The organism is Aromatoleum toluolicum (assembly GCF_012911005.2).
Taxonomy (GTDB): domain Bacteria; phylum Pseudomonadota; class Gammaproteobacteria; order Burkholderiales; family Rhodocyclaceae; genus Aromatoleum; species Aromatoleum toluolicum.
In genome coordinates this window covers 1-25905 of record NZ_WTVS01000002.1, presented here as the reverse complement: position 1 = coordinate 25905, position 25905 = coordinate 1, and the positions used below count along the sequence as shown (strand labels likewise).

Annotated in this window: 34 protein-coding genes; 17 read left to right on the top strand and 17 right to left on the bottom strand. The window is 63.0% G+C overall.

All coding sequences use genetic code 11. The annotated features are described in order from the left end of the window. Window positions 1-16 precede the first annotated feature (16 nt). The 13 genes from GPA27_RS01260 to GPA27_RS01200 form a co-directional block, all read right to left on the bottom strand. Complete coding sequence (locus tag GPA27_RS01260; protein ID WP_169136995.1) at window positions 17-607, bottom strand: NADPH-dependent FMN reductase; 591 nt, start codon at window positions 605-607, stop codon at window positions 17-19. A gap of 72 nt (window positions 608-679) precedes the next feature. Then, window positions 680-1069 carry a DoxX family protein gene (locus GPA27_RS01255; protein ID WP_169136993.1) on the bottom strand — a complete coding sequence of 130 codons (390 nt, stop codon included), beginning with the start codon at window positions 1067-1069 and terminating at the stop codon, window positions 680-682. Window positions 1070-1183: 114 nt separating this feature from the next. Continuing rightward, entirely contained in the window at window positions 1184-2602 is a 1419-nt protein-coding gene (gene pyk / locus GPA27_RS01250) for a pyruvate kinase (RefSeq protein WP_169136991.1), read from the bottom strand. A gap of 26 nt (window positions 2603-2628) precedes the next feature. After that, window positions 2629-3030 (bottom strand): GlcG/HbpS family heme-binding protein, encoded by a 402-nt coding sequence (locus tag GPA27_RS01245; protein WP_169136989.1) that lies wholly within the window; start codon window positions 3028-3030, stop codon window positions 2629-2631. A gap of 39 nt (window positions 3031-3069) precedes the next feature. After that, the gene (locus GPA27_RS01240; RefSeq protein WP_169136987.1) at window positions 3070-4338 is read right to left on the bottom strand and encodes a glycerate kinase type-2 family protein; all 1269 of its coding nucleotides are present in this window, start codon (window positions 4336-4338) and stop codon (window positions 3070-3072) included. Between the two features lie 178 nt (window positions 4339-4516). Beyond that, entirely contained in the window at window positions 4517-5401 is an 885-nt protein-coding gene (glxR, locus tag GPA27_RS01235) for a 2-hydroxy-3-oxopropionate reductase (RefSeq protein WP_169136985.1), read from the bottom strand. 52 nt (window positions 5402-5453) lie between these two features. Beyond that, window positions 5454-6233 (bottom strand): hydroxypyruvate isomerase, encoded by a 780-nt coding sequence (gene hyi, locus GPA27_RS01230; RefSeq protein ID WP_169136983.1) that lies wholly within the window; start codon window positions 6231-6233, stop codon window positions 5454-5456. A 20-nt stretch (window positions 6234-6253) separates the two neighbouring features. After that, window positions 6254-8029: a glyoxylate carboligase gene (gcl, locus tag GPA27_RS01225; protein WP_169136981.1), complete on the bottom strand. Its 1776-nt coding sequence runs from the start codon at window positions 8027-8029 to the stop codon at window positions 6254-6256. Between the two features lie 186 nt (window positions 8030-8215). Continuing rightward, entirely contained in the window at window positions 8216-8413 is a 198-nt protein-coding gene (locus GPA27_RS01220) for a YMGG-like glycine zipper-containing protein (protein WP_169136979.1), read from the bottom strand. 61 nt (window positions 8414-8474) lie between these two features. Next, a complete protein-coding gene (locus GPA27_RS01215) occupies window positions 8475-8720 on the bottom strand; it encodes a hypothetical protein (protein ID WP_211164773.1) in 246 nt (81 codons plus the stop codon). A gap of 24 nt (window positions 8721-8744) precedes the next feature. Continuing rightward, complete coding sequence (locus GPA27_RS01210; RefSeq protein WP_169136977.1) at window positions 8745-9053, bottom strand: BON domain-containing protein; 309 nt, start codon at window positions 9051-9053, stop codon at window positions 8745-8747. Window positions 9054-9078: 25 nt separating this feature from the next. After that, window positions 9079-9717, bottom strand: a complete 639-nt coding sequence (locus tag GPA27_RS01205; RefSeq protein ID WP_169136975.1) for an MlaC/ttg2D family ABC transporter substrate-binding protein — start codon at window positions 9715-9717, stop codon at window positions 9079-9081. A gap of 128 nt (window positions 9718-9845) precedes the next feature. Then, the gene (locus GPA27_RS01200) at window positions 9846-10211 is read right to left on the bottom strand and encodes an EF-hand domain-containing protein (protein ID WP_169137315.1); all 366 of its coding nucleotides are present in this window, start codon (window positions 10209-10211) and stop codon (window positions 9846-9848) included. Window positions 10212-10413: 202 nt separating this feature from the next. Between GPA27_RS01200 and GPA27_RS01195 the strand changes: the two genes are divergently transcribed. Continuing rightward, window positions 10414-11850 carry a CHASE3 domain-containing protein gene (locus tag GPA27_RS01195; RefSeq protein WP_169136973.1) on the top strand — a complete coding sequence of 479 codons (1437 nt, stop codon included), beginning with the start codon at window positions 10414-10416 and terminating at the stop codon, window positions 11848-11850. Here GPA27_RS01195 and GPA27_RS01190 read toward each other — a convergent pair. From GPA27_RS01190 to GPA27_RS01180, 3 genes are all read right to left on the bottom strand, one after another. Next, entirely contained in the window at window positions 11844-12254 is a 411-nt protein-coding gene (locus GPA27_RS01190; RefSeq protein ID WP_169136971.1) for a response regulator, read from the bottom strand. The two genes, GPA27_RS01195 and GPA27_RS01190, sit on opposite strands and share 7 nt — an antisense overlap. Window positions 12255-12267: 13 nt before the next feature. Further along, a complete protein-coding gene (locus GPA27_RS01185) occupies window positions 12268-12903 on the bottom strand; it encodes a response regulator (protein WP_169136969.1) in 636 nt (211 codons plus the stop codon). Between the two features lie 67 nt (window positions 12904-12970). Next, a complete protein-coding gene (locus GPA27_RS01180) occupies window positions 12971-13441 on the bottom strand; it encodes an Lrp/AsnC family transcriptional regulator (protein ID WP_169136967.1) in 471 nt (156 codons plus the stop codon). A gap of 170 nt (window positions 13442-13611) precedes the next feature. On the opposite strand from GPA27_RS01180, the gene leuA reads away from it, so the two are divergent. Further along, window positions 13612-15309 carry a 2-isopropylmalate synthase gene (leuA, locus tag GPA27_RS01175; RefSeq protein WP_211164772.1) on the top strand — a complete coding sequence of 566 codons (1698 nt, stop codon included), beginning with the start codon at window positions 13612-13614 and terminating at the stop codon, window positions 15307-15309. Window positions 15310-15351: 42 nt separating this feature from the next. Here leuA and GPA27_RS01170 read toward each other — a convergent pair whose 3' ends face one another. Further along, window positions 15352-16368, bottom strand: a complete 1017-nt coding sequence (locus GPA27_RS01170) for an integron integrase (protein ID WP_169136965.1) — start codon at window positions 16366-16368, stop codon at window positions 15352-15354. Window positions 16369-16501: 133 nt separating this feature from the next. Between GPA27_RS01170 and GPA27_RS01165 the strand changes: the two genes are divergently transcribed. The 15 genes from GPA27_RS01165 (at window position 16502) to GPA27_RS01100 (ending at window position 25876) form a co-directional block, all read left to right on the top strand. Next, window positions 16502-16954, top strand: a complete 453-nt coding sequence (locus tag GPA27_RS01165) for a hypothetical protein (RefSeq protein ID WP_169136962.1) — start codon at window positions 16502-16504, stop codon at window positions 16952-16954. 390 nt (window positions 16955-17344) lie between these two features. Next, window positions 17345-17815, top strand: coding sequence for a hypothetical protein (locus GPA27_RS01160; RefSeq protein ID WP_169136959.1), 471 nt, complete (start codon window positions 17345-17347; stop codon window positions 17813-17815). Window positions 17816-17846: 31 nt separating this feature from the next. Further along, window positions 17847-18317, top strand: a complete 471-nt coding sequence (locus tag GPA27_RS01155; RefSeq protein ID WP_169136957.1) for a hypothetical protein — start codon at window positions 17847-17849, stop codon at window positions 18315-18317. A gap of 80 nt (window positions 18318-18397) precedes the next feature. Beyond that, complete coding sequence (locus tag GPA27_RS01150; RefSeq protein ID WP_169136955.1) at window positions 18398-18685, top strand: hypothetical protein; 288 nt, start codon at window positions 18398-18400, stop codon at window positions 18683-18685. Between the two features lie 729 nt (window positions 18686-19414). Then, complete coding sequence (locus tag GPA27_RS01145) at window positions 19415-19771, top strand: transposase (RefSeq protein ID WP_169136953.1); 357 nt, start codon at window positions 19415-19417, stop codon at window positions 19769-19771. Next, window positions 19741-20577, top strand: a complete 837-nt coding sequence (locus GPA27_RS01140; RefSeq protein ID WP_256222740.1) for an IS3 family transposase — start codon at window positions 19741-19743, stop codon at window positions 20575-20577. The genes GPA27_RS01145 and GPA27_RS01140 overlap by 31 nt, the downstream gene beginning before the upstream one ends. Before the next feature lie 372 nt (window positions 20578-20949). Further along, the gene (locus GPA27_RS01135) at window positions 20950-21468 is read left to right on the top strand and encodes a metal-dependent hydrolase (RefSeq protein WP_169136951.1); all 519 of its coding nucleotides are present in this window, start codon (window positions 20950-20952) and stop codon (window positions 21466-21468) included. Window positions 21469-21531: 63 nt separating this feature from the next. Then, on the top strand, window positions 21532-22131 hold the full coding sequence (locus tag GPA27_RS01130; protein WP_256222728.1) for a hypothetical protein: 600 nt from the start codon (window positions 21532-21534) through the stop codon (window positions 22129-22131). A gap of 86 nt (window positions 22132-22217) precedes the next feature. Next, complete coding sequence (locus tag GPA27_RS01125) at window positions 22218-22907, top strand: hypothetical protein (RefSeq protein ID WP_169136946.1); 690 nt, start codon at window positions 22218-22220, stop codon at window positions 22905-22907. Between the two features lie 603 nt (window positions 22908-23510). Then, window positions 23511-23921 (top strand): dihydrofolate reductase family protein, encoded by a 411-nt coding sequence (locus GPA27_RS01120; protein WP_211164771.1) that lies wholly within the window; start codon window positions 23511-23513, stop codon window positions 23919-23921. Beyond that, window positions 23879-24061, top strand: coding sequence for a dihydrofolate reductase family protein (locus GPA27_RS29430; RefSeq protein WP_211164770.1), 183 nt, complete (start codon window positions 23879-23881; stop codon window positions 24059-24061). The genes GPA27_RS01120 and GPA27_RS29430 overlap by 43 nt, the downstream gene beginning before the upstream one ends. Window positions 24062-24199: 138 nt before the next feature. Beyond that, window positions 24200-24478, top strand: coding sequence for a hypothetical protein (locus GPA27_RS01115; RefSeq protein WP_169136943.1), 279 nt, complete (start codon window positions 24200-24202; stop codon window positions 24476-24478). A gap of 98 nt (window positions 24479-24576) precedes the next feature. After that, window positions 24577-24894 (top strand): hypothetical protein, encoded by a 318-nt coding sequence (locus GPA27_RS01110; RefSeq protein ID WP_169136940.1) that lies wholly within the window; start codon window positions 24577-24579, stop codon window positions 24892-24894. Window positions 24895-25055: 161 nt separating this feature from the next. Further along, window positions 25056-25454 carry a DUF3597 domain-containing protein gene (locus GPA27_RS01105; RefSeq protein ID WP_169136938.1) on the top strand — a complete coding sequence of 133 codons (399 nt, stop codon included), beginning with the start codon at window positions 25056-25058 and terminating at the stop codon, window positions 25452-25454. Between the two features lie 89 nt (window positions 25455-25543). Further along, window positions 25544-25876 carry a YegP family protein gene (locus tag GPA27_RS01100; protein ID WP_169136936.1) on the top strand — a complete coding sequence of 111 codons (333 nt, stop codon included), beginning with the start codon at window positions 25544-25546 and terminating at the stop codon, window positions 25874-25876. Window positions 25877-25905: the final 29 nt, after the last annotated feature.

Here is a 25905-nt window from a genome sequence, read left to right as displayed (position 1 = left end):
TCCCGACCGCGCACGATCAGCCGGTGGCGATCTTCAGCGCGAGCCGCGCGACCGCCGCGCCGACGGCCTCGACCGAGGTCCGCACGCGCGCATCATGCAGCTGGCCTTCCGCGTCGAAGGCGGTGTCCGCCTTGGGCACCCCGACCTGATCGGGGACGACGAGGAAGCCGAGGTTGGAGAGGTATTGCCGCGTGTGCTGCAGCGAGCGGATGCCGCCGAGCGCGCCGGGCGAGGCCGCGACGATCCCTGCGGGCTTGCCGCGCACATGCACCGTGCCGGGTTTGCCGGAGCCGTCGGGCAGGGGGCGCGACAGCCAGTCGAAGGTGTTCTTCACCAGGGGCGGGAAGAAGCCGTTGTATTCCGGCGTCGCGAGCAGCAGGCCGTGGTGCTCGGCGAACATCGCCTGCAGGCGCGCGGCCGCGGGCGGGATGCCTTCGGCGGTTTCGAGGTCGCCGTCGTAGAGCGGCATCACGTGGTCGCGCGGCTCGTATAGCGTGACCTCGGCGCCGGCCTCCCGGGCGCCGCGCACGAGCACGGCAAGCAGGCGGCGGTTCCACGAATCCCGGCGGGCGCTGCCGGGCATGGCGAGGAGTTGGACGGAAGACATCGGGGCGTCTCCTGAGGTGGTGGTCGTGAGTCGGTCGAATATTCACCTACGATCGGAGAGCGCCCCGGCAGTTCATTTCCTGCGTGCCTGCCACCACGCATCGAGGCTCCACGCGCCCGCGCCATGCACGGCCAGCATCAGCATGCCGCCCGCGATCGCGAGGTTCTTCATGAACATGATGGACTGCGTCTGGTTCGCGAAATCGGTGTGGAACAACAATGCGCTGAGGATGCAGAACGCGGCAAGCCCCGCGGCCGCGAGCCGGGTGAGCGCACCGAACAGCACGCCGAGACCGCCACCGAGCTCGGCGAAGATCACGAGCGGCAGCAGGGCGCCGCTGACGCCCATCGAGGCCATGTATTGCTGGGTGCCCGCATAGCCGGCGCCGAGTTTGCCCCAGCCGGCGACGATGAAGATGAATGCGAGAAGAATGCGCGCGACCAGCGCCGTTGCGTCTTTCATCGACTTCTCCTTTCGGGATCGGGCATGTCGCCCTCCTATGGATGTAGTCGAAATGCGCGGCATTTGCAGGCCGTCCCGGTGCGGAACGGCCTGCGGAGGCGCGGCCGGCAGGGATTACTGCGGGATCTTCACGACATGCAGCAGGTTGGTGCTGCCGCTGCGCCCGAAGGGCAGCCCGGCAATGATCACGACGTCGTCGCCGGGTTGCGCGAAACCATGCGTGACGACCGCAGCGCTCGCGTGCTCGACCATCTCCGCGACGTCGTGCACGTCCTCGAAGGGTACCGGATGCACGCCCCACACGAGGGCGAGACGGCGGGCGGTCGCGAGTTGCGGCGTGAGGCCCAGGATCGGCGTGCTCGGGCGTTCGCGGCTTGCACGCAGGCAGCTGAAGCCGCTGGCGCTGTAAGCGACGGTCGCGGCGGGGTTCAGCAGCGCGGTCACGCGGCGTAGTGCGCAGCAGATCGCTTCGGGGGTGTTCGCGGCAGCCGGCGTGTGGCTCGCCTCGAGGCCCGCGCGCCATTCGGGATCCTGCTCGACCTCGGTGATGATGCGGTCCATGATCGTCACCGCCTCGACCGGGTACTGGCCCGAAGCGGATTCGGCCGACAGCATCACCGCGTCGGCTCCGTCGTAGATCGCAGTGGCAACGTCGGAGGCTTCGGCGCGCGTCGGCACCGGGGCGCTGATCATCGATTCGAGCATCTGCGTCGCGACGACGACCGGCTTGCCCGCGGCGCGGGCAGCGCGGACGATGCGCTTCTGCAGGATGGGCACCTGCTGCGGCGGCAGCTCGACGCCGAGGTCGCCGCGCGCCACCATGATGCCGTCGGCGAGCGCGACGATCTCGTCGAGGCGCTCGATCGCGGCCGGCTTTTCCAGCTTGGCCATGATCCAAGCGCGGTCGCCGATGAGCTCGCGCGCCTCGCGGACATCCTCGGGGCGCTGCACGAAGGACAGCGCGACCCAGTCCACACCCAGCGACAGGCCGTAATCGAGGTCGGCAAGGTCCTTGGGCGTGAGCGGCGAGATTGGCAGCACGACGCCGGGCACATTGACGCCCTTGCGGTCGGAGAGCGGTCCGCCGACGAGCACCGTGGTGTCGGCGAAGTCGGGGCCGAAGGCCTCGACGCGCAGGCGCAGCTTGCCGTCGTCGAGCAGCAGCTCGGTGCCGGTTTCAAGTGCGGCGAAGATTTCGGGGTGGGGCAGGTTGGCGCGCGTCGCGTCGCCCTCCGTCGCGTCGAGGTCGAGACGGAAGCGGCTGCCGGCGGCGAGCATGACCTTGCCGTCGGCGAGCTTGCCGATGCGCAGCTTCGGTCCCTGCAGGTCCATCAGGACGCCGATCGGGCGGCCGACCTCGCGCTCGATGTCGCGGATCTGGCGCAACCGTTCGGCATGGTCGGCGTGGGCGCCGTGGCTGAAGTTCAGGCGGAACACGTCGGCGCCTGCCTCGACCAGCGCGCGGATGCGCTCGGGGCTGGAACTCGACGGCCCGAGCGTCGCGAGGATGCGCGACTGGCGGTGGCGTCTCATGGGTGTCTCCTCCTTGTTCTTGTGTCTTACTGGTTCAGCGCGGCGATACCCGCGCGCGCGATCTGCGCGTCGTCCGAGGCCTTGACGCCCGACACGCCGACTGCGCCGATCACTACGCCATCGACGACGATGGGCTCGCCGCCTTCCAGCGGCACCACCGGCATCGCCAGCGCCGCGAAGCGGCCACCGTTGATCATATCCTCCAGCGCCTTGCTGGGCTTGCCTGCCATCACGCTGGTGCGCGCTTTTTCGGGGGCGATCAGCGCGCTCGACAGCGGCGCGCCGTCCAGGCGCTGCAGCCACAGCGCGTGACCGCCGGCGTCGCACACGGCGATCGTCACGGCCCAGCTGTTCCTGAGTGCCTCGGATTCGGCCGCGGCGGCGATGCGCTTGACGTCGTCGAGGGTGAGGGCCTTGATGGTCTTCATTGCAGTTTTCTCCTGATGTGTAATGGTGCGGCGTCGGCGTTACAGCACGACGATCGCGCGGAAATCATTCACGTTGGTGAGCGTCGGGCCGGTCACGAGCGAGTCGCCCAGCGCCTCGAAGAAACCGTGGCCGTCGTTGTTCGCGAGCACATCGCGTGGGCGGATGCCCTGCGCCCAGGCGCGCGAGAGGGTGTCGGGGGTGACGAAGGCGCCGGCGATCTCTTCGAGGCCGTCCACGCCGTCGGTGTCGCCCGCGACCGCATATACGCCCGGTTCGCCATCGAGGGCGACCGCGAGCGAGAGCAGGAACTCGACGTTGCGTCCGCCGCGCCCCTGGCCGCGCACGGTGACCGTCGTCTCGCCACCGGACAGCAGCACGCAGGGGGTCGCGACCGGCTGGCGGTGGCGGCGCGCCTGCAGCGCGATGGCGGCCATGACCTTGCCGACGTCGCGCGCCTCGCCCTCGATGCTGTCGCCCAGCAGCACGGGCGTGTAGCCGGCGCAGGCGGCGACCTTCGCGGCAGCTTCGAGCGCCATCTGCGGCGTGGCGATGAGGGTGGTGGTCACGCGCGCGAGGCGCGGGTCACCCGGCTTGATCGATTCGCCGGCGCCGCTCTCAAGCTGCGCGCGCGCGGCCGCAGGCAGGTCGATGCCGTAGCGTGCGACGATCTCCAGCGCGTCGGCACAGTTCGTCGGGTCGCCGACGGTGGGGCCGGAGGCGATGTCGATCGGGTTGTCGCCGGGCACGTCGGAGATCAGCAGGTTCACGACGCGTGCCGGATGGCAGGCCGCGGCGAGGCGCCCGCCCTTGATCGCGGAGAGGTGGCGACGCACGCAGTTCATCTCGGAGATCGTCGCACCGGATTTCAGCAGCGCGCGGTTGATCGCCTGCTTGTCCTCCAGCGTGATGCCTTCGGCCGGCAGCGGCATCAGTGCCGAGCCGCCGCCCGAGATCAGGCAGATCACGAGGTCGTCCTCGCTGAGGCCCTTCACGGTTTCAAGCATGCCGCGCGCGGCGGCGAGCCCCGCGGCGTCGGGCACCGGGTGGGCCGCTTCGACAATGGTGATGCGCTCGCACGGCACGGCGTAGCCGTAGCGGGTGACGACGAGGCCGGAGAGCGGACCCGGCCAGCTGCGTTCCAGCGCCTGTGCCATCGCGGCCGAAGCCTTGCCGGCGCCGATGACGACGGTGCGGCCCTTCGGCGGCGCAGGCAGGTGGCGCGGGATGCAGCGCTCGGGCTGGGCGGCCTGCACGGCCGCGGTGAACATCTCTCGCAGCAGGGCGCGGATGTCGGTTTCAGTGCTCATGGCGGGATCCGTATCGGGGTAAGGAAGGCAAGGGCGGCAGGACGCTCAGCGCATTCGACAGTGCGTTTTCGAGTTCGTCGGCAAGCCGCGACCGGATGTTCGCCCGCGCAGGGTGCGGGCGAACATCCGGTATTACGCGTATGCGCCGCCGGCGCCTTGCCGGCTGCTCACTGGACGCTCATTGCCCAATCTCGAAGTTGGCCATCTTCTCCAGCGCCTGCACCATCGCTGAATGATCACGGCCCGCGCCGCCATGCGCGGCGCAGGCGTTGAACAGTTCCTGCGCGGTCGCCGTGTTCGGCAGCGACATGCCGATCTGGCGCGCCACGGTCAGTGCGAGGTTCAGGTCCTTCTGGTGCAACTCGATGCGGAAGCCCGGGTCGAAGGTGCGCTTGATCATGCGTTCGCCGTGCACCTCGAGGATGCGCGACGAGGCGAAGCCGCCCATCAGCGCCTCGCGCACGCGGGCCGGGTCGGCACCGTTCTTCGCCGCGAACAGCAGCGCCTCGGCAACCGCCTCGATGTTCAGCGCGACGATGATCTGGTTCGCGACCTTGCAGGTCTGGCCGTCGCCGTTCTTGCCAACGAGCGTGATGTTCTTGCCCATCAGCTGGAACAGCGGCAGCGCCTTCTCGAAGGTGGCGTGCTTGCCGCCGACCATGATCGACAGCGTGCCGGCCTTCGCGCCGACCTGTCCGCCCGACACCGGCGCGTCGAGGTACTCGCAGCCGAGGTCGTTGATGCGCTGGGCGAAAACTTTGGTCGCGACCGGGCTGATCGAGCTCATGTCGATGACGATCTTGCCGGGCGACAGGCCCTCGGCGACACCGTTCGCGGCGAACAGCGCCTCTTCGACGTTGGGCGTGTCGGGCACCATCAGGATGATGAACTCCGACTTGTGTGCGACTTCGCGTGCGGTCTCGCAGGCGGTCGCGCCGGCGTCGATGATCGTGCGCGGCATCTTGCCGTGGGTATTGACGAACAGCGTGTGGCCGCCGTCGATGAGGTGCTGGGCCATCGGGGTGCCCATGATGCCGAGTCCGATGAATCCGATATTCGCCATGATTGCTGCTCCTTTATCCGTATGTAGGTGTGGTCTCTGTGGGGCAGGGGGCTCAGCGCGTCAGCGCCTCGATCCAGCCCAGGCCTTCGCGCGTCGTCGCGGCCGGCTTGTATTCGCAGCCGATCCAGCCGTCGTAGCCGCTGCGGTCGATGAAGTCGAACAGGTAGCGGTAGTTGATCTCGCCGGTGCCCGGTTCGTTGCGGCCCGGGTTGTCGGCGAGTTGGATGTGGGCGATCTGCGGCAGGTAGTGCTTGATCGTGTTCGCCAGTTCGCCTTCCATGCGCTGCGCGTGGTAGATGTCGTACTGGATGAAGAGGTTGTCCGAGCCGACCGCTTCCAGGATCTCGGCCGCCTGCGCGGTGCGGTTGAGGTAGAAGCCGGGGATGTCCCAGGTGTTGATCGGCTCGACCAGCAGGCGGATGCCCGCCGCCTTCAGCTCGCCCGCGGCGAAGCGCAGGTTCTCGATGAAGGTCTCGCGGAGGCGCCCCGCGTCGACCCCGGCCGGCGTCTTGCCGGCGAGGCAGTTCACCTGCTTGCAGCCGAGCGCCTGTGCGTACTCGATCGCGCGGCCGACACCGTCCTGGAATTCGCCGACGCGCGACGGATCGCAGGCGATGCCGCGCTCGCCGGAGTCCCAGTTGCCTGCCGGCAGGTTGTGCAGCACCTGGGTGAGGCCGAAGCGCTCGAGCTTCTCGGCCAGCTCATCCTTGCGGAACGCGTAGGGGAAGAGGTACTCGACGCCCTTGAAGCCGGCATCGGCAGCCGCCTCGAAGCGGTCGAGGAAGCCGACCTCGTTGAAGAGCATCGTCAGGTTGGCAGCGAATTTGGGCATTTTCCGTTTCTCCCTTGATTTCAGTCGAGCAGCGCGATCGCGGTCGGCGCATCGGCGCGGCCTTCGGCGAGCGGCTCGAATTCGTTGATCGCGTTGATCTCGGTGCCCATCGCGATGTTAGTGACGCGTTCGAGGATGATCTCGACCACGACCGGCACGCGGAACTCCTCCATCCACGCCTTGGCCTGGGCGAACGCGGGCTGGATGTCCTCGGGCGTGCGCACCCGGATCGCCTTGCAGCCCAGCCCTTCGACCACGCCGATGTGATCGACGCCGTAGCCTTCGGTCTCCGGCGCGTTGATGTTCTCGAACGCGAGCTGCACGCAGTAGTCCATGTCGAAGCCGCGCTGCGACTGGCGGATCAGGCCGAGGTAGGCGTTATTCACGACCACGTGGATGTAGGGCAGCTTGAACTGCGCGCCCACCGCCAATTCCTCGATCATGAACTGGAAGTCGTAGTCGCCCGAGATCGCGACGACCTTGCGCTTCGGGTCCGCGGCGCACACGCCGAGCGCTGCCGGCACGGTCCAGCCGAGGGGGCCGGCCTGGCCACAGTTGATCCAGTGGCGCTCCTTGTACACATGCAGGAACTGCGCGGCGGCGATCTGCGACAGGCCGATCGTCGTCACGTAGCAGGTGTCGCGGCCGAAGGACTTGTTCATCTCCTCGTACACCCGCTGCGGCTTCATCGGCACCTCGTCGAAGTGCGTCTTGCGCAGCATCGTGCGCTTGCGGCCCTGGCATTCCTCGACCCACTGGCGACGGTCGGGCAGGTCGCCGGCCGCCTTCATCTCGCGGGCGACTTCGATCAGGCGGTCGAGCGCCAGACCGGCGTCCGAGACGATGCCGTAGTCCGGCCCGAACACGCGGCCGATCTGGGTCGGCTCGATGTCGATATGCACGAACTTGCGCCCTTCCGTGTAGACCTCGACCGAGCCGGTGTGGCGGTTCGCCCAGCGGTTGCCGATGCCCATCACGAAGTCGGACGCGAGCATCGTCGCGTTGCCGTAGCGGTGGGCAGTCTGCAGGCCGACCATGCCGACCATCAGCGGATGGTCGTCGGGGATGCTGCCCCAGCCCATCAGCGTCGGGATCACCGGCACGCCCATGATCTCGGCGAACTGCTGCAGCTTGGCGGCCGCATCGGCGTTGATCACGCCGCCGCCGGAGACGATCAGCGGGCGCTCGGCGGCGTTCATCATCGCGATCGCCTTCTCCGCCTGGGCGCGGGTCGCGGCGGGCTTATACACCGGCAGCGGCTCGTAGGTGTCGATGTCGAATTCGATCTCGGCCATCTGCACGTCGAAGGGCAGGTCGATCAGCACCGGGCCGGGGCGCCCGGAGCGCATCAGATGGAAGGCCTGCTGGAACACGCGCGGCACCTGCGCCGGCTCGCGCACCGTCACCGCCCACTTCGTCACCGGCTTCGCAATCGACTCGATATCGACTGCCTGGAAGTCTTCCTTGTACAGGCGGGCGCGCGGCGCCTGGCCGGTGATGCAGAGGATAGGTATCGAATCGGCCGATGCGGAGTACAGGCCCGTGATCATGTCGGTGCCCGCCGGGCCCGAGGTGCCGATGCACACGCCGATGTTGCCGGCCTTCGTGCGGGTGTAGCCCTCGGCCATGTGCGAGGCGCCCTCGACGTGGCGGGCGAGGTAGTGCTTGAAGTTGCCGTCCTTGCGGATGGCCGAGTACAGCGGGTTGATCGCCGCGCCGGGAATGCCGAACAGCGTCGTGATCCCTTCCTTGCGCAACACCGCTGCGGCGGCGTCGACTGCTCTCATGCGGGCCATGGTTGTCTCCTCCTGTTCCTGATTTCGGCTTGATGCCGCTGATTGACGTTGGATGCAGGATAGGGAGGAACGCTGTCGGAATGAATTGGAGCGGGGGTCCTTTCTGTCGATACTTGAAGTATCGGATGCCTGCCGGCAAGGGCGCGCCGGAAATGAAAAGCCCCCGGCGGAGTGCCGGGGGCGGGATCAATGGGTGATTTCGTGGCCGATGATGCCGCCGACGGCCGCACCGCCCACTGCGCCGGCGGTTGAACCCGTGACGGCGTGGCCCACCCCTGCGCCGACCGCGGCGCCGAGAACGGTACCGCCGGTGTGCGTGCAGGCCGACAGGCTGAAGGCAGCGGCCACGGCGACGAGAATCGATTTCAGGCTTTGGCTTTTCATGATGTGCTCCTTGCGGAAGGCCGGCCCGCCGGATCCACCGGTGGGGCCGGAGTTGCCGCGCTTACTTCGCCGGTTCGCTGCCGGTCGCCGGGGCGGCCGGCGGTGCCGATGTTGCCGGTGGCGTCGGCTCGCTCGGCGTTGCCGGCGGCGGCGAACTCATCGGCGGGGACGCGGGTGGCGCCGTCGTGCTGGGCGGCATCGGCGTTTGCGCTTCCTTCTTGTCGCAGGCCGCGAGCAGCAGCGGCGCCATCAGGGCCGCGATCAGCAGTGGCCGGGCAAGTTTGCGGGATGAATTCCTGGTGCTCATGGTGTTCTCCTGTTTATGCGCGTATCACTTCAGGCGGATGTCGTTCTTCACCGACGTCACGCCTTTCACGGTGCGGGCGAGCTGCACGGCACGGTCGATCTCCTGCGGGTTGTTCGCGAAGCCCGAGAGCTGCACGGCGCCCTTGAAGGTCACGACCTTGATGTCCAGGGCATTGACCGCCTTGTCTTCGACGAAGGCCGCCTTGACCTTGGTCGTGATCACGCTGTCGTCGAGGTATTCGCCCGTGCTTTCGCGGGTCGGCGAGCCGCTGCAGGCCGACAGCGCGGTCAGCAGGGCGAAGAGCAGGGTCGTTCTGGCAATGATGCGTTGCATGATGAGTCCTCCTTGTTATCTGCGATCAGGTACTGCCGCCCTTGCCGGGCTGCGGCGCCGCGCCGCGGTTCTTCTCCTGGAGCGTGCGGATCAGCCCATCCGGGCCGCCCTTGGACAGCTCGGTCGAGAAGCTGCCGCGGTAGTTCGTCACCAGGCTCACGTTGTCGATGCTGACGTCGAACACCTTCCACTGGCCGGCGTTTTTCGCGAGCCGGTAATCCACCGCTATCGGCTGGCCGCCCGGCTGGTTGATCTGCGTGCGCACCATCGCCGTGCCGTCCTCGCGCGCCGGGGCCGCCGGCTTATAGCTCACCGTCTGGTTCTTGTACGAAGTCAGCGCGTTCGCGTAGGTGCGTACCAGTAGCGTGCGGAACTCGCGCGTCAGCGCCTCGCGCTGCTCGGGTGCCGCCTGGCGCCACCCCTGGCCGACTGCCAGGCTGGTCATGCGCGGGAAGTCGAAATGGGGGCCGATCTTCTCCTCGATCAGCGTCATCGCCTTGCGCTGGTCGCCGGCCTGCAGCGCCTTGTCCTCGCGCAGCACGGTCAGCACGTCCTCGGTGACGCCCTTCACTAGCGTATCGGGGGTGCTTTCCTGCGCATGAAGCGCCACGGGCGCCAGCATCAGCGGCATCCAGACGAGACAGATTCTCAGTTGTCGAAGCATGGAAGGTCTCCTTGCAATGGACGGCGGTCGTGCGGCCGATTCGGCCGGGCGGTGGCGGAGTGCGGACTCGTGCGAGTCGTGCCCCCTCCGCGCGGCGCCTGGCGAGGTTCAGCCGACGCGGGCCGTGCTTACTGTTTCGAGCGCTGTTTCGACTTGTCGGCCGCGCTCCACTCGACCAGCGAGATCTTTCCGTTGCGGTCGGTGTCCATCGAATCGAAGCTCGACTGGGTTTCGGCGGAACGCTTGCTCTCGTCCTTCGAGATCTGCCCGTCCTTGTCCTGGTCCAGCTCCTTGAACATCGGCGGCAGCTCGGTGCGGCCGGCCTCGGGCGCCACGCCCTGCGGCGGCGTCTTCGCGGCGCCTGCCGGTGTCGCGGGCTGTGCCGGCGTTGCACGCTGGGCCGGTGTCGCGGGTTGGGCCGGGTCTGCAGCCGTCACCGCAACCGGCATCGAGCCGGCGACTGCCAGTGCGAGCACGGTAAGAATGTTTTTCATCGCTCTTCTCCTGCAGTTGTGGGGCTATCGTTCGTTCGCGGCCTCGCCCGGCGGTGCTGCTTCGCGCCTTGTGCGGGGCTCGCTGCGAGCAAGACCCATGTTAGGGATCGCGCAGGAGAGGGTCTGTCGGACGAGGCGGAATCGCGTGTAGGACGATTCCTGCAAGACACGGGGCGCACGCGGCCCGCCGTGGAGATTTGCCATGAAACTGATCACGCCCTTACATGCGTCCCTTCGTGCGTCCCTTGGTACGTCCCTTCGCGCGTACATGCGCGCCGAGCGCATCGCGCGCTTCGGCCGCATTGGCCTGCTGGCGCTGGGCTGCGTGCTGGTGCTGTCGCTCTTCGGTTCGAGCTTCTGGCAGGCCGGCACCAGCCTGCGGGCGCTCGGGGACCTGCAACGGCACGCCGAGCGCACCGGGCGCGTCGACAGCCTGATGATCCAGCTCGTCGAAGCGGAGAACGGCGTGCGCGGCTACCTGCTTACGCGCAACCGTGCCTATCTCGAGCCCTATCTCAACAGCCTCGCCACGGTCACCTACACGCTGGACGACATCCACCTCGACCTCGGCAAGGGGCCGGAGCACGAGCAGATCCTCGCCCAGCTCACCGGGCTCATCACGCTGCGCATGCGCATCCTCTCCGACGAAGTCGAGCGCGGCCAGCTCATCGACCGCTCGGCCTCCGCGGACGGCCGGCGCTACATGGACGAGATCCGCAGGACGCTGGGCGAGATCAAGCGCCGCACCCGCGTGCAGGGCCAGCAGTCCTTCGACGAGTCGATCGCCCACGTCGATCGCACGCGCTGGGTCGTCGCGACGCTGGCTGGCGGTGCGCTCGCGCTGCTGGTCGTCCTGTTCCTCGCGTTGCGCGCCCAGGTGCGCCTGCGCGAACAGATCACGAGGCTGCTCGCACAGGAAAACGTCCGCCTCGAAAGGCAGGTGCGCGCCCGCACGGCCGAGCTTTCCGACCTCGCCAGCTACCTCACCAACACGCGCGAGGCCGAAAAGGCGCGGCTCGCGCGCGAACTCCACGACGAGCTGGGCGCCTTGCTCACCGCGGTGCGCATGGACGTCGCGTGGATCGCCCGCAAGCTCGACCCGGCCGCCCTCGCACCGCACCGCGAGCGCTTCGACCGCCTGCTGCACACGCTCGACAGCGGCATCGCGCTCAAGCGCCGCATCATCGACGACCTGCGCCCGCCGCTGCTGCAGGAACTGGGTCTCGTCGCCGCGCTGCGCACGCTGGGCGAGGAGTTCGCGAAAAATACCGGCATCCACGTCGCGCTCGACCTCCCCGACGGCGACCTTCCCCTGCCGCCCGAAACCTCGCTCGCGCTCTTCCGCATCGCGCAGGAAGCGCTCACCAACGTGCGCCGCCATGCGCATGCCAGCCACGTCGAGCTGTCGCTGCGGATCACACCCGAGCGCCTGCAACTCGTCGTGGCAGACGACGGTGCAGGTTTCGACGCGGACGCGGCGCACGGCCGGCACGGCCTGGCGGGGATGCGCCACCGCGTGCAAATGTTCGCCGGCGAGTTCGCGATCGACAGCCGCCCGGGCGAGGGCACGCAGATCCGCACGAGCCTGCCGTACGAGCGCGTCGTGCAGGCAGAGCCGGCCGCCGACGCCGCTCAGTGAATTTCGGTGGCCGCTCGGCGCAGGAACTCGACGTAGTCGAGCAGGGCGTCCATCTCCAGCGCCTTGTCGAAGAAGCGATCCACCCCCAGCGTGCGGCAGCGCTCGCGCAGGTGCGCGTGGGCGTGGTTGGTGAACACCGCCGTCGCCGGCCGGCCGTAGCGTTCGGGTTTCGCCCGCAGCGCGCTCAGCACCCCGAGTCCGCTCCCTTCGCGCAGGTTGAGATCGACGATCGCCAGATCCGGGCGCCGCTCCTCCAGCGCCGCCAGCGCCGCGGCCTCGTCGCCCGCGACGGCGACGACCGCGACGCCCTCCAGCTCGTCCAGCATCGCGCTCAGCAGGCTGCCGAGGAGCGGCGAATCCTCGATCAGCAGGATTCTCAGCGGAGGGGGCGTGTGCGGCGTCATCGTCCTGCCGCCCTCACTCCACCAGCAGCCCGTGCCGGATCGCGTAAGCCGCGAGCTCGGCATTGCTCGCGACCTCCAGCTTCTCCAGCAGGCGCGACCGGTAGGTGCTCACGGTCTTCACGCTCAGCGTGAGCGAGTCCGCGATGTCCGTCACCGACTCGCCGCGCGCCAGACGCAGGAACACCTGCAGCTCGCGGTCGGACAGCGACTCGTGCGGCGGCGCCGTAGCGCCGCCCGCCAGTTCCTCCGCGAGCAGCTCCGCAGTGCGCGCCGACACGTAGCGCCGACCCTCCGCCACGGTGCGGATTGCGCGGATCAGCTCGTCGCGCTCGCAGTCCTTGCACAGGTAGCCGTCGGCGCCGTTGCGGATCATCGCCATCGCATAGCGCTCCTCGGGGAAGCCCGACAGCACCAGCACGCGCACGCCCTCGAAGCGCTGGCGGATCGCGCGCAGCACGTCGACCCCGCTCTGGCCGGGCAGGGCGAGGTCCAGCAGCACGACGTCGCACCCCGTCTCGCGCAGCGCGTCGAGCGCATCCTCGCCCGAGGCCGCCTCGAAGGCGACCTCCAGGTCCAGCTCGTCCGCGAGCATCTCGCGAAACCCCGCGCGCACGATCTGGTGGTCATCGACAATGGCGATCCTGAGCATTCAGCCTCCTGAAGTGCTACCTGCGCAGTTAGTCCGCCGAAGCAGTGCTTCCGTTCGCGCGTCCGCCCTACGCATCCCCCACCGGCAGCGCCTGCCGATCCACCACCCGTCGCAGCACGAAGCTCGAATGCACCCCCGTCACGCCCGGAATGCGCGTGATGCGGTTGAGCAGCAGCTCCTGGTAGGCGTCCATGTCGCGCACCACCACCTTCAGTTGGTAGTCCGACGCCTGCCCGGTGATCAGCAGACACTCCAGCACCTCCGGGATGTCCAGCACCGCCGCATCGAAGTCCGTGAAGCGCTCCTGCGTGTGCCGGTCCATCGAGATCTGGATCAGCGCCATCAGCGTCAGGCCCAGCGCCTTCGCATTCACCTGCGCCCGGTAGCCCGCGATCAGGCCGGATTCCTCCAGCGCGCGCACGCGCCGCAGGCAAGGCGAAGGCGACAGGCCGATGCGGTCGGCCAGATCCTGGTTGCTGATGCGTCCGTCCTGCTGCAGCACGCGCAGGATCTCGCGGTCGTAGCGGTCGAGTTCCATGGGATTGCCGGATTGTTGGTGAGTGTGCGTATATATATTCGTAAACACGTCAAGTGCGCAATAAGCTGCCAAAAATTTCCGTGATGCACTGCAAGAACGCAAGCCTCTGCCAACGCCTTTTGCGTAACATGCTTCCCATCGACAACGAAATTCAGCCCCGGATCCCCATCATGTTGACCGACCCGTCCCGCAAGTACCGCCCCTTCCCGCCGGTGAACCTCCCGGACCGCCAGTGGCCCGGCCGCGTCATCGACAAGCATCCGATTTGGATGAGCACGGACCTGCGCGACGGCAACCAGTCGATCTTCGAGCCGATGGACGCCGCGAAGAAGATGCAGCTCTTCCACACGCTGTGCGACATCGGCTTCAAGGAGATCGAAGTCGCCTTCCCGTCGGCATCGCAGATCGAGTTCGACTTCGTGCGTGAGCTCATCGACGGCAATCACATCCCGGACGACGTCACCATCGAGGTCCTCACCCAGGCGCGCGAAGAGCTCGTCCGCCGCACGCTGGAATCGATCCGCGGCGCGAAGCGCGCCATCGTGCACGTCTATAACGCCACCTCCGAGACCTTCCGCGACACCGTCTTCGGCATGACCAAGCCGCAGATCGTCGACTTGGCCGTGTCGACCGTGAAGCTCATCAAGCAGCTCGCCGCAGAACAGCCCGAGACCGAGATCCGCCTCCAGTACAGCCCCGAGACCTTCACCGCCACCGAGCTCGATTTCGCGCTCGAAGTCTGCAACGCGGTCACCGAGGCCTGGGGCGCGACCCCCGACAACAAGGTCATCCTCAACCTCCCCGCGACCGTCGAGGTCGCCACGCCCAACATCCACGCCGACCAGATCGAGTGGATGCACCGCAACGTCGCCCGCCGCGACAGCGTCCTCATCAGCGTGCATCCGCACAACGACCGCGGCACCGCCGTCGCCGCCGCCGAGCTCGCCCTCATGGCCGGCGCCGACCGCGTCGAAGGCTGCCTCTTCGGCAACGGCGAGCGCACCGGCAACGTCGACATCGTCACGCTTGCGCTCAACCTCTACACCCAGGGCGTCAATCCGGGCCTCGACTTCTCGGACATCAACGCCGTCGCCAGAACAGTCGAGCACTGTACCCAGCTCCCCATCTCCCCGCGCCACCCCTACGTCGGGGACCTCGTCTTCACTGCCTTCTCCGGCTCCCACCAGGACGCCATCAAGAAGGGCTTTGCCGCTCACAAGGCGGATCAGCAGTGGAACGTGCCCTATCTCCCCATCGACCCGGCGGACGTCGGACGCAGCTACGACTCGGTGATCCGCGTCAATAGCCAGTCCGGCAAGGGCGGGATCGCCTACCTGCTCGAAACCGAATACGGCATGGTCCTGCCGCGGCGCCTGCAGGTCGAGTTCGCCGCCGTCGTGCAGAAGCACGCCGACACGCACAAGGGCGAAGTCATGGCCGCCGACATCTGGCGCCTGTTCTCCGACACCTACCTCGCCAACGACACGTCGGTGCGCTACGTCGAGCACCACCTCTTCGAGCACGGCGACGCCCAGGGCATCCGCCTCACGCTCGACGTCAATGGCCAGGAACACACCCTCGTCGCCGAAGGCAACGGCCCCATCGACGCCGCGGTGCGCGCGCTCCACAGCCTCGGCATCGACCTGCAGGTGCGCAGCTATGAAGAACGCTCCTTCGGCAGCAGCGCCCAGTGCGGCGACGCCCGCGCCTACGCGCTGATCGAAGTGGCGAAGCCCGGTGCGGGCGGTGATTGCTACGGCGTCGGCATCGACGAGAACATCGTCACCGCGTCGATCAAGGCGATGGTGAGCGCGCTGAACCGCGCCGGCGGCGCGGCGCTCGCGACGGAGAGGCCGCACGCGGCCTGACAGGGCGGAGGCGGGCGCTCCGGCGTCCGCTCCGTGCGGCGGTTACAGGTTGTCGAGGGGGCTGACAACGCCGTGCGCGCCGCGATTGAGCACATGCGTGTAGATCATCGTCGTCGAAACGTCCGCGTGACCAAGTAATTCCTGAACCGTGCGAATGTCGTACCCGCCCTCGAGCAAATGCGTCGCGAAGGAGTGGCGCAGCGTGTGCACGCTCACCGGCTTGTTTATCTTCGCCTCGCCCACCGCCCGACGCACGGCACGCTGGAGACGCTGTTCATACAGATGGTGGCGGCGCACGGCCCCCGATTGCGGGTCCGTCGCAAGCCTGTCGGATGGCCACACCCAGAACCACGGCCATGACTCGGCGGCGCGTGGATACTTCCGCGCCAGCGCATCAGGCATCCAAACGCCGGCGACACCCGTCAACCGGTCCTGCCTCCACACTTCACGTGCGCGCTCCAACTGGGCGACCAATGCGGGTGCCAGCATCGCTGGCAGCATCACCCGCCTGTCCTTGCCTCCCTTTCCTTCGCGCACCGTAATCTCGCTGCGATCAAAGTCCACATCCTTGACGCGCAAGCGCAGCGCCTCCATGAGTCGCATGCCCGTGCCGTACAGGAGTCGCGCCAGGTCATGCGCCTCGCCATCCATTGCGACCAACAATCGCGACACTTCGCCGCGCGACAGGACCACCGGAACCCGTTCCCGCTGTTTGGGCCGGCCAATCTCGTTAAGCCACGGCAAGTCGATCCCGAGCACCTCCCGATAGAGGAACAGGAGCGCAGAAAGGGCCTGAGTGTGCGTGGAAGGAGCAACCGCGCGCTCGCTCGCCAGCCACCTCAGAAAATTCTCCACTTCGGGCGCTCCCATCTCGCGCGGATGGCGCAGGCCTTGATGCCGAACGAAAAGACGGACCCAATAGACATACGCCTGCTCGGTTCGTATGCTGTAGTGCTTGTAGCGGATGCGCTCGCGCACTTGGTCGAGCAGTCTCACGGCCCGTTGGGGATCGACTGCAGGGCGCGCGGCGGGTTTGGGTACGTTAGCTGTACTGTTCATAAGTACAGTATAGCCAATAAGGATATGATTACAATGGCAATGATGAGTGACATGCGCACCGACTTATGCAGCACACACCGTGCATATGCAGCAGCGCTGCTGTCTACAACACGTTAGCGATTAGGAAGTATTCATGAACCTCGGCAAGTTAATTTCCCGCGAATTGAACGTTGGGCCAGAGCACATAATGCTTCTGCGTCACAGCAACACGTTACTTCCAGCACTTCTCAATGCAGGTGGAACAATTGAGGAGTACACGCTTGTTCAGCCGTCAAATTCGAGATACGACTTTCATGCGGACGGCAAACCGCAAATTGACGTCGTTGCCGTAATTGTCAGTGATCTGGTTCACGTTGTATATCGAATACTGGGAGTGGAACGTCACGGAACTACGAGAACTTTGGTCTCGCCACACTTTCAACGCTTCGACGTCGCACATAAATTCCCCGAGCGAGACGCAAAGCTCTTCGCGGCCGAGGAAATTCAAAGTACTGCAGTTACTCGCCCTATTCGCGGATGGACAAGTCCGAGAACCCCAGTTGCTCGATTCGGCGGCCTTCTCTTCGAATCCGTTGAAATCTTTTAAATATGATGCCTTACACGAGCAATTTGATTCACGCCCGTCGCGCTAACAAGTGCTTGCAGCGGACCGTCAAGAAGCTGGCGCTTCTTGCCGTCCGCTGAAGGCCAACGTTAGGCTTCTCAAATGATGCTCAACTCGGCGCAGGCGTTTGATGAAGAATCAGCCGTTCGAGAATATCTTCGGCTCATGCACGAGCTTGAGATCCGAATTGACCTCGTCGCTCGTGCATGCACTGGAGCGCTCAATCTATCGCCTCCGTTCGCGAGGGAGTATTGCTTCTTGCAGTTTCGGAGAATCTGCGAGCTGGTCGCGCTAGGGTGCCTTCAGTTGCATGGTGACATGCCGGCTGCCAGAGTAGGGTCGGCCAAAACGGAATGGCATGCAGAGCGAATCATGAAACTTCTCCAGCGAAGTCACCCCCACGCATTCCCACAGAGCCTGGTCCGCACCAAGACGGCCGACGGTTGGAGCTTGGTTGCAAACTCAAAACCCAACGCACTTACATTCTCTGAATTCAAGACGCTGTACAACAAATGCGGAGAGGTTCTACATAGAGGAACAATTCGCACGATCGAATCCGAACAAGCCTTGGCCAAGTCTGAGTACGATGAGGTAATTGCTTGGTCACACAAGGTGGTTGACTTGTTGAACGAACACATCATTTCAAGGTTTGGCGGAAAGGGCTTCTATCACGTGTCGCTAAAAACAGATGCCGGCGGTCCTGCCTGTAGCGTCTTCTCAGGTTTCTCGGAAGATTCGGTGAAAGTCGCCACGTACAACCTGAAGGTGCATTCGAGTGCTCACGCTGATGTTGGAAAACAGCCTAACAAGTCATTGCAACCGACGGCCTACGGCCGCGGATGAATTCCAACGTTAGCCCTGCAGTCTCGCCACCATGGATTTTTCCCAACTTCTATCAATTGCTGGCTCTGTACTCTTGGCTCTTGGCGGTGGTGCGGCCATTGTGTTCGCGCTCGCCAAGTGGCTTGGTGGCGTGTGGGCTGCGCGCATTCTTGAGAATGAACGACTCGCAGGCGCTCGGGAGCAAGAGCTATTAGTCAGGCGGCGCAACGTATACACCAAGCTCTCCGTATCACTGCGCGTCTTCCTGAACGCAAGCACGCGGAGCAACGTCGACGATCAGAAGCGCTTCCTCGAGGCATACGACGAGGCGGCCCTATGGGCTCCTGATGAAGTGATGAACTCCGTCGGCCATCTGCTCGACCTCATCAAGACAAATACTGCTTCGCGCGGTTCAGTCACGGAGGAAACGCTGCAAATCGCCTACGCTTCCGCCATAGCGGCGATGCGAAAAGACTGTGGCTTCCCTAATACGAAGTTCAACTACCGGGTGGTGAGCTTCTAATGTGTATGGCTAACCCCCCCTTGCAGCGGACCGTCAAAAGCTGCGCTTTTTCCGTCCGCTGAAGAACCACGTTAAAGCTCATGAACATCCTCCGATGGGGCGCGTTTGCCTGGGGTGGTCTCGCGGCTTCGATCATGGCGTACTACGCGGCGCAGTGGGCGGTGCAGCCACACAACCCGCTCCGCAATGAATTCGGCATTGGTTTCGGTCTCGGGCTGATTTATGGTTTCCCGGCTTGGCTCGGTTTGCCTGTACTGGCATGCGTTGGGCGCCGAAAACTCGGCCGCGTCCAACTAGCGCTTCTGCTATCCCCGCTTGTTCTGGCGCTTGCCGCAACTCTTGTTCTCGGTTTGATGGGCGGCCTATGAGCTTTAACCCTGCAATCCACCGGACCTGCGCGGCAAGCCGCGCAGGTCCGGTGATCTCCACGTTAGAGAACTTGTCGTCAGCATTTCATTCCGATGAAGAATAAGATAAAGCTGTTGACACTATTTGCGATCACCATATTTCTAATGGCCTGCGCTCAAAAAAAAGACCTAGTGCTTGAAATAGGAGAAGGAGACTCAATCCGCTTGGTCGGTGGTGCGGGTCTTTTCTATTGCGATGATCCAGCCTACGCAAATCTCAAGATGGTCCGAACCGTGACTATGCAGTTTGCAAACGGAAGCGCGAGATACCTTTGTGTTCAAGAGGGAACAAAATCATCACGACCTCAAGAACCGGCGGGCTCTGCACTGACTGCCTCCAAAACTGACTCAGGTTCGCGAAGTACTTACGAGTCGAGCCAGAGGTCTTTTTTTAAGGGCGCACAATGACCTCTAACCCATCAATGCATCGGACCGCCAAAAGCTGCGCTTTTGACGTCCGTTGATTTACGCGTTATGCGTCTTAATCCAAAGGGAAGTTGCTAGAAGACGAACCTGATCTAGAGAAGACTAGAGCTGCGGTTTGCATCGTGAAGGACACGAAAATCAAATCCATCAAGGAACGAAAAGTTGAGCAGCAATAGTGGCGACGCATAACCTCTCGGTCAACCGGACCGGGCGGTTCCTACGGTTTGGTGGACACCCTGAACAAACTGTTCAGGAGTGTGTGCAATGCCCAAACCAGGACCCAGGACGACCAACCGATATAGTGCTCATTTCAAGGCAACGGCAGTACGGCTGAGCCAGTTGCCGGGGGTAAGGGTGAATGATGTCGCGGCCTCGCTTTCCATTCATCCGTTTATGCTGTCGCGATGGCGCAAGCAGGCGCGTGAGGGGTTGATCCTGACCAAGACAGTCGAAATCGATAAGGACGTGGCGGCCGAGCTCAAGGAGTTGCGCAAGCTCAAGAAGGACTACGAGCGCCTGAAGCTGGAGCACGATCTGTTAAAAAAAGCCATCGCGTTCACTTCCGCTCGAAAGGGGACGTCTTCGCCTTCATCGAGCACTGCAAGGAAGCGTTCCAGGTGAGAACGATGTGCCGGCTCTACGGTGTCAGCCCCTCTGGCTATTATGCTTGGCGACAGCGCCCGGCCTGCGCTCGTGCCAATGAGGACACCCGTCTTCTGGACAAGATTCAAGCGGTCCATCAGGCCAGTCGCGAGACCTACGGCAGTCCGCGCGTGCATGCGGCATTGAGAAAGGCCGGCGAAGGTGTCGGTAAGCGACGCGTAGAGCGCCTGATGCGTGAGCACGGTGTTCGCGCCTGTTCTGCGACGCTTTACCGTCGTATGCCTCGCCTTGCGCAGTTCTTCGACAGTGTTGAGAGCAAGGCACACAGGATCGACGTCGAGCGTCCCGATCAGGTCTGGGTCGGTGACGTCACGTATTTAAAAGTACGCAATCAGTGGCGTTATCTCGCCACAGTGATGGATCGCCATTCGAGGCGCTTGCTCGGATGGTCTCTTGGTCCCGACAAGACCGCTGCCTTAACGCGTCGAGCGCTGGCTGCGGCCGTGAGGTCGCGCAATCCCGCCCCGGGCGTCACGTTCCATAGCGATCGAGGCGTCGAATTCCTTGCTGCCGGCTTCAAGCGTGCACTGCAGCGCGCAGGCCTCGATCAATCCGTCAATCGGCCGCGCCGCATGACCGACAATGCGCACATGGAATCATGGAATAAATCGATGAAATCCGACATGTACCACCGCCATCGTTTCAACTCTGATCACGAACTTCATCGCGCCATTCGCGATTACGTGGATTACTACAATCACCGGAGGCTACACTCAGCCTTGGGTTACCAATCACCCGTCGAATTCGAGTTTCAATTCGCATGACTAGCGGGTGCTCACTTTTTCGTGGGAACTTCCCCTTGCGCATAAAGCCGGGTTTAGAAAATAGGGGACAGACCACGGTTTTGCTATTTGTTGTTTCCGGGTTTAGAAAATAGGGGACAGACCACGGTTTTGCTATTTGTTGTTTCCGAAACCGTGGTCTGTCCCCTATTTCCCATGGTCTGTCCCCTATTTCCCATTATATTTCCCAATTTTCATGATCTGCAATTTTGGAGGGAGGAAGGGTTCAATTTCACCAGACAACCTCCACGCGAGGCATCGTGAGGCCCAACCAATCGTTGCAGTGGGCGGGCCACGAGCGGCGCTTTGCACTGTTTACGTCCGTCCGCGGAACTCAATTCGTTAGAGCACCCAATGATCATCGCCCACGCTCCTTCCGGTTACATTCTGGCAACTTCGATCATGGGGCGGGTCGCCAGCGTTGCGGTCTCCGCAAAGGCAATTGTTGCAGCCGGAATCGTTGGCGCGTTGGCGCCAGACTTCGACATGGTGTATTTCCACGTTATCGACAATAGGCAGACCCACCATCACAAGTACCTGTCACATTGGCCAATCATTTGGCTAACGTTGGCCACAGCCTCTGCATTGTGGTTCGGGTACGCCAGACAGTCGAAGGCCGCCATCCTGTCGCTGGTTCTTTGCGTGGGCGGTGTGTTGCACGTAGTCCTCGACTCCTTTGTAGGAGACATATGGTGGTTTGCCCCATTCATTGACCAACCGTACGCCATGTTCACGGTGGCCGCGGGGTTCAAACCATGGTGGCTGAGCTTTATCCTGCACTGGTCGTTTGCAGTGGAGCTGGCAATCTGTATCTGGGCGCTTCTCATATACCGGGGGCGCTCTAACCATTCGCTGCTGGCTCGACGGCCCTGACGCGCCGCGGCCTGAGCTCAAACGTAGATCGCTAATCTAATGAACGCACCTGCACGAGCCCTCTTGCTGAGCTGTTTGGCATTTCTTGGCGTCTTCCCGGCTATCGCGGAAGATGATGTCGCGGGAATCTGGTCGTCATCGTCACGCACCAAGGGCGGTCTCGGACCACAATGGATATTTTCGAAGGATGGAAACGTAACCCATGCATTCGGCGCATTGGTTGACTTCTTGTACGAGATCGATGGAAATCGAATCAAGATGACGCTGCTTGCCCCGGATGGCTCTCTCACAGGGGAAGTGTCGATCCAGGAATTCTCAGTTGATGGTGACACTCTGACTCAGAATCCCAAAACGCCGGATCGAAAGCAAATTATGAAGCGCACCGGCAGGCCATACAAAGGTGCGCATCCAATCGTAGGTGAGTGGACTTTTAAACATTACACGGGCGGCCCGGCCCTGATGCGATATTCCCGCACTGGCGTTGTACAGCTAAGCGTTCCATTTCAGACGCTCATGGGAACGTATCGCACGACCTACGACACTCTTATCATCACACCACGTAACCAGCCGCCAATTAGTTACAAATTCAAGCGGGAGAAGGATTTGTTGGTTCTCACCGATGGCGAGGGAAAAGAAGGCAGGTTCTTGGGGTTCGAATACTAGTGTTACGCGGTCGAACCTTTCAATCAACCGGACCTGCGCGAAGAGTTGCGCAGGTCCGGTGATTTCCGGCGTTGGGGCTAATAAAGATGCTGAAGAAACTCCTAGCCGCAATCGGCATTACGTTGGCAGCGAGCGGTTCGACGGCCGGCGCAGAACTCTACAAACCGTATGCCGAATCGCACGTAAACTTCCTCTACAATCTTCTCTTCTGCGATGACATCAATCTCTTCAAGACGCATGGCGCCGAAAAGAGTGTTGGTCTCTGGGGCACTCTGCTGGCAGAACGGCCAGACAAGACGGCACTTCGCAAAGTAGCCGATGATGAAGCCAACGAAGGTAGAGTTCGCGCCGTCGCCTACAATCGGTTGCGCGCATTGGGTGAGACCGTACCACCCAAGCGTTTGCTCGGGGTAATCGTAGAGGTTCCTCTTCAGCAGGGTCTCGACGTACTGGCAGCCTTTTCGGAAGGCGGTGTGCGTTATCTAAATCAATCCGGAAAACTGGCAATCTTCGAAGGCCAGGGAAACCCGGTCGAGGGTATGGCGAAAGAGTTGCTTTCTGTCTCTCAACCGATCGTCAACAAGATCGGACCTTGGGATAGGCAACGGCTTCCACCACCGAGGGCGGGAAACGTCCGAATCACATTTCTCGTTTCTGACGGCCTCTATTTCGGCGAGGGGCCATTCGCCGTTCTGCAACAAGATGCTATGGCGGGGCCAGTCCTATCTAAGGCGACTCAGCTACTACAGCGGGCAGTAGAACTCGTAACCAAATGAGCCTCAACCCATCATCCCACTGGAACTGGCGCGGCAAGGCGCGTCAGGACGGTGAATTCTGACGTGAGACCGTAGGAAATGTCGCCTTCAAATTCCTCACCTTTCACTCGAAATGAATGGCTTGGTCTTGCAATCGCCGCATGGCTTATCGCTGGCCAACTGTCTTATCTGTTCGGTTTGACAGGGCCGTTTGGTCGCTATTCGCTGGCTGTGCTAATGGGCATTCCCGGCTATCTCACATACAAGTTCATCACCTGCATGTCAGAGGGTGAGTCGTAATGATAAACAGGCCCTAGGGCTCGCTCTGGTCTTCTTGCCGCTCGGGGTCGTTCAATGGTTCTCTCCAGACATTCCGCCATACCGCGGCCGTCTGTCCTGAGCATACGAGATTGCATTCACGTACCTCGTGCTGCAATGACAGGCTTACGTCCTTTGGGGCCTTGCGGTTTTTCTTGTAGTCGTTGCTTTTCTTTCGAGAAGGGTTGAATCTTGATCAAGAACAGCGTGCTTCCAGACAAGCTATTGCAGCCTACGCGAAACGCTGCGCCGTCCGGAGAGTGCAAACCATAGGCAGTCGACACCTTACGAGAGGTTATCGATGTCATGAAGACCCAGTACTACACCGCATCAAGTCTTGATGGATTTATCGCCACCGAGGATGACTCGTTGGAGTGGCTGTTCCCTCTTGCGGATCTGAATGACTCCAGCTACCCGAGTTTCATTGCGGAAGTCGGCGCACTGGCAATGGGGGCCGCCACCTACGAATGGATCGTCCGCAATGCCGACAAGGTTGCAGCCGAGACTGGATCACCTTGGCCGTACACCCAGCCTGTCTGGGTGTTCACCAGTCGCGTTATGCCGGCAGTTGAAGGTTCAGACATTAGATTTGTGAAAGGTGATGTGCGCGAGATTCACAATGAGATGCGCGTGGCCGCCGGGGAAAAAAATATCTGGATTGTGGGGGTGGAGACTTGGCGGGACAGTTTCATGATGCAGGGCTTCTGGATGAGCTGATCATCCAGATCGGCTCAGTGACCCTGGGCAGAGGCAAGCAAGTGTTTCCGCGCCGAGTTCTCAGCCCAATCCTGCGCCTTGTCTCAGTTCGCCAGATGGGGGTTGGCATGGTTGAGCTGCGATATGAGGTTGGTAAATAGCTCCGCGTAATCATGAACTGGATGTGGCCCGCCCGTGCGGGCCTTCGCGTGGGCGCAAACGTTGGTCGTCCGTAAATTAGCGCGACGCATTCGAATCAGAATGTCTTCCCGCGTACGCTTCTTTTAAAGGATAAGAGAATGGCAGAATCACTCGAAGGCCGCGTTGCCTATCTGGAAAAAATGGTATCTGCTCAACTCCAGCTGAATTCAACCCTTTTCAAGTTAATCTTTACCGACAACGCTCGTCTCGGCCAGGATGTTGCCGAAGTCCTTCGCCAACTTCTTTCATCTCCACATGCAGCGCTCTCTCCTGAACTGGCAGCATTGGTTCGCGGTCTGCGAGCATTGCTGGTCGAGCCGGTTCCGCAGGAAGTCGTTGAAGCGTCGCGCCAGCCGAGCAGTCGAGCAGTTGAATAGTCTGTTCGTCGTTCTCCGGCTGGAGCTCACCATGTTGTGGCCGTCACTGATCTTCGTCCTGTGGGGGAAGCGGTGTAGTCGGATCGGTTTCACGTGAGGTGAAACATGACGAAACAATTTCCTGTGGCGATCAGTGTCCTTTTGGCAGGAGCGCACTCGCGAGCGAGATATTCCCAACGGAGGTCTCCGAGTACATCGGGCGCCGCGACGCGTGTGAGCATTTCCGCGCGGAGCCTTGGCCCGAGGGGGCCTCGAGCGAAGAGTTGGAACGGCGAGATTTCATTGCCGCCCAGTTGCTTCATTACTGCAAGGGCTCGGATCAGGCCCTTCGAGATTTGAAAGCGAAATACAGGGGCAACCGTGTGGTGATGGACCGGCTGGAGAGGTACGAGGCCGACATTGAAGGAAAGCAATGATGCGTGCGAATCCTGGTCCGTCACCAAATTTCATACGCTTGCCCCGGCTTCTCACCGTGAGCATCGGACGGCGCGGATGAACAATGCGTATCGAATTTGCGGTATGGTGAAGTGTTGCCGACGGCATCCCGCGGTCGGCGGGTCATCCTAAAGGAGTCGTCATGGGACTTTTCAGCAGCATCCTCGCGAAGTTGGGGTTCGGCGATGACGCACCAACCCCCGCAGGTTCGGCCGCCCCGGCCTCGACAAGCGCTGGAGCGCAGCCCGCGCCTTCAGCGTCCGCAACCCCTGCTGCGATATCACAGGTCGACGTCGTAGCGAAGCTTGAGGCACTTTCAGCCGCGAATCCTCAGGCGCTCAACTGGAAGGTCTCGATCGTCGACCTCATGAAGCTGCTTGGCCTGGACAGCAGTCTTGCCGCACGGAAGGAGCTCGCAACCGAGCTTGGCTGCCCGGCAGACAAGATGGGTGACTCCGCGCAGATGAACATCTGGCTGCACAAGACTGTCCTGCAGCGCTTGGCGGACAACGGCGGAAATATTCCGCGCGAGCTGCTGTAGCCAAATGTTACGGCTTTGAACGTTTGGTCTTTGCCGCGTGATCACTGCGTAATAGTGCATATTCTTTGTTCAACAAGGGGAGCATCCGAATGGCGGGTTGGTTCGAACTGAGCAAGAGTAGCGATGGGCAGTTTCGCTTTGTTCTCAAGGCAGGTAACGGCGAGACGATTCTCACTAGCGAGCTGTATAAGGCCAAGGGTTCTGCGGAGAACGGAATCGCATCGGTGCAGGCCAACTGCGGGAACGATGAGCGCTATGAACGGAAGACGTCGTCTGCCGGGAAGGAGTTCTTCAATCTGAAGGCGGCCAATAGCCAGGTCATCGGTACGAGCCAGATGTATCCGTCCGCAGCCTCCCGCGACGCCGGCATCGCCAGCGTGAAGGAAAACGGGGCGACTGCGACAATCAAGGACAACGCCTGAGCCTTCTGTCGAGTGGGGCGGCCAGGGAC

What these genes read in the sequence shown, in the direction of transcription:
- GPA27_RS01205 (WP_169136975.1), bottom strand. Translation starts at nt 9,717, where the DNA reads ATGCTTCGACAACTGAGAATCTGTCTCGTCTGGATGCCGCTGATGCTG.
- GPA27_RS01105 (WP_169136938.1), top strand. Translation starts at nt 25,056, where the DNA reads ATGGGACTTTTCAGCAGCATCCTCGCGAAGTTGGGGTTCGGCGATGAC.
- leuA (WP_211164772.1), top strand. Translation starts at nt 13,612, where the DNA reads ATGTTGACCGACCCGTCCCGCAAGTACCGCCCCTTCCCGCCGGTGAAC.
- GPA27_RS01135 (WP_169136951.1), top strand. Translation starts at nt 20,950, where the DNA reads ATGATCATCGCCCACGCTCCTTCCGGTTACATTCTGGCAACTTCGATC.
- pyk (WP_169136991.1), bottom strand. Translation starts at nt 2,602, where the DNA reads ATGAGACGCCACCGCCAGTCGCGCATCCTCGCGACGCTCGGGCCGTCG.
- GPA27_RS01210 (WP_169136977.1), bottom strand. Translation starts at nt 9,053, where the DNA reads ATGCAACGCATCATTGCCAGAACGACCCTGCTCTTCGCCCTGCTGACC.
- GPA27_RS01200 (WP_169137315.1), bottom strand. Translation starts at nt 10,211, where the DNA reads ATGAAAAACATTCTTACCGTGCTCGCACTGGCAGTCGCCGGCTCGATG.
- GPA27_RS01115 (WP_169136943.1), top strand. Translation starts at nt 24,200, where the DNA reads ATGGCAGAATCACTCGAAGGCCGCGTTGCCTATCTGGAAAAAATGGTA.
- GPA27_RS01215 (WP_211164773.1), bottom strand. Translation starts at nt 8,720, where the DNA reads ATGAGCACCAGGAATTCATCCCGCAAACTTGCCCGGCCACTGCTGATC.
- GPA27_RS01155 (WP_169136957.1), top strand. Translation starts at nt 17,847, where the DNA reads ATGGATTTTTCCCAACTTCTATCAATTGCTGGCTCTGTACTCTTGGCT.
- GPA27_RS01170 (WP_169136965.1), bottom strand. Translation starts at nt 16,368, where the DNA reads ATGAACAGTACAGCTAACGTACCCAAACCCGCCGCGCGCCCTGCAGTC.
- GPA27_RS01195 (WP_169136973.1), top strand. Translation starts at nt 10,414, where the DNA reads ATGAAACTGATCACGCCCTTACATGCGTCCCTTCGTGCGTCCCTTGGT.
- hyi (WP_169136983.1), bottom strand. Translation starts at nt 6,233, where the DNA reads ATGCCCAAATTCGCTGCCAACCTGACGATGCTCTTCAACGAGGTCGGC.
- GPA27_RS01240 (WP_169136987.1), bottom strand. Translation starts at nt 4,338, where the DNA reads ATGAGCACTGAAACCGACATCCGCGCCCTGCTGCGAGAGATGTTCACC.
- glxR (WP_169136985.1), bottom strand. Translation starts at nt 5,401, where the DNA reads ATGGCGAATATCGGATTCATCGGACTCGGCATCATGGGCACCCCGATG.
- GPA27_RS01100 (WP_169136936.1), top strand. Translation starts at nt 25,544, where the DNA reads ATGGCGGGTTGGTTCGAACTGAGCAAGAGTAGCGATGGGCAGTTTCGC.
- GPA27_RS01185 (WP_169136969.1), bottom strand. Translation starts at nt 12,903, where the DNA reads ATGCTCAGGATCGCCATTGTCGATGACCACCAGATCGTGCGCGCGGGG.
- GPA27_RS01220 (WP_169136979.1), bottom strand. Translation starts at nt 8,413, where the DNA reads ATGAAAAGCCAAAGCCTGAAATCGATTCTCGTCGCCGTGGCCGCTGCC.
- GPA27_RS01120 (WP_211164771.1), top strand. Translation starts at nt 23,511, where the DNA reads ATGAAGACCCAGTACTACACCGCATCAAGTCTTGATGGATTTATCGCC.
- GPA27_RS01165 (WP_169136962.1), top strand. Translation starts at nt 16,502, where the DNA reads ATGAACCTCGGCAAGTTAATTTCCCGCGAATTGAACGTTGGGCCAGAG.
- GPA27_RS01125 (WP_169136946.1), top strand. Translation starts at nt 22,218, where the DNA reads ATGCTGAAGAAACTCCTAGCCGCAATCGGCATTACGTTGGCAGCGAGC.
- GPA27_RS01150 (WP_169136955.1), top strand. Translation starts at nt 18,398, where the DNA reads ATGAACATCCTCCGATGGGGCGCGTTTGCCTGGGGTGGTCTCGCGGCT.
- GPA27_RS01255 (WP_169136993.1), bottom strand. Translation starts at nt 1,069, where the DNA reads ATGAAAGACGCAACGGCGCTGGTCGCGCGCATTCTTCTCGCATTCATC.
- GPA27_RS01145 (WP_169136953.1), top strand. Translation starts at nt 19,415, where the DNA reads ATGCCCAAACCAGGACCCAGGACGACCAACCGATATAGTGCTCATTTC.
- gcl (WP_169136981.1), bottom strand. Translation starts at nt 8,029, where the DNA reads ATGGCCCGCATGAGAGCAGTCGACGCCGCCGCAGCGGTGTTGCGCAAG.
- GPA27_RS01260 (WP_169136995.1), bottom strand. Translation starts at nt 607, where the DNA reads ATGTCTTCCGTCCAACTCCTCGCCATGCCCGGCAGCGCCCGCCGGGAT.
- GPA27_RS01180 (WP_169136967.1), bottom strand. Translation starts at nt 13,441, where the DNA reads ATGGAACTCGACCGCTACGACCGCGAGATCCTGCGCGTGCTGCAGCAG.
- GPA27_RS01245 (WP_169136989.1), bottom strand. Translation starts at nt 3,030, where the DNA reads ATGAAGACCATCAAGGCCCTCACCCTCGACGACGTCAAGCGCATCGCC.
- GPA27_RS01160 (WP_169136959.1), top strand. Translation starts at nt 17,345, where the DNA reads ATGAAACTTCTCCAGCGAAGTCACCCCCACGCATTCCCACAGAGCCTG.
- GPA27_RS01190 (WP_169136971.1), bottom strand. Translation starts at nt 12,254, where the DNA reads ATGACGCCGCACACGCCCCCTCCGCTGAGAATCCTGCTGATCGAGGAT.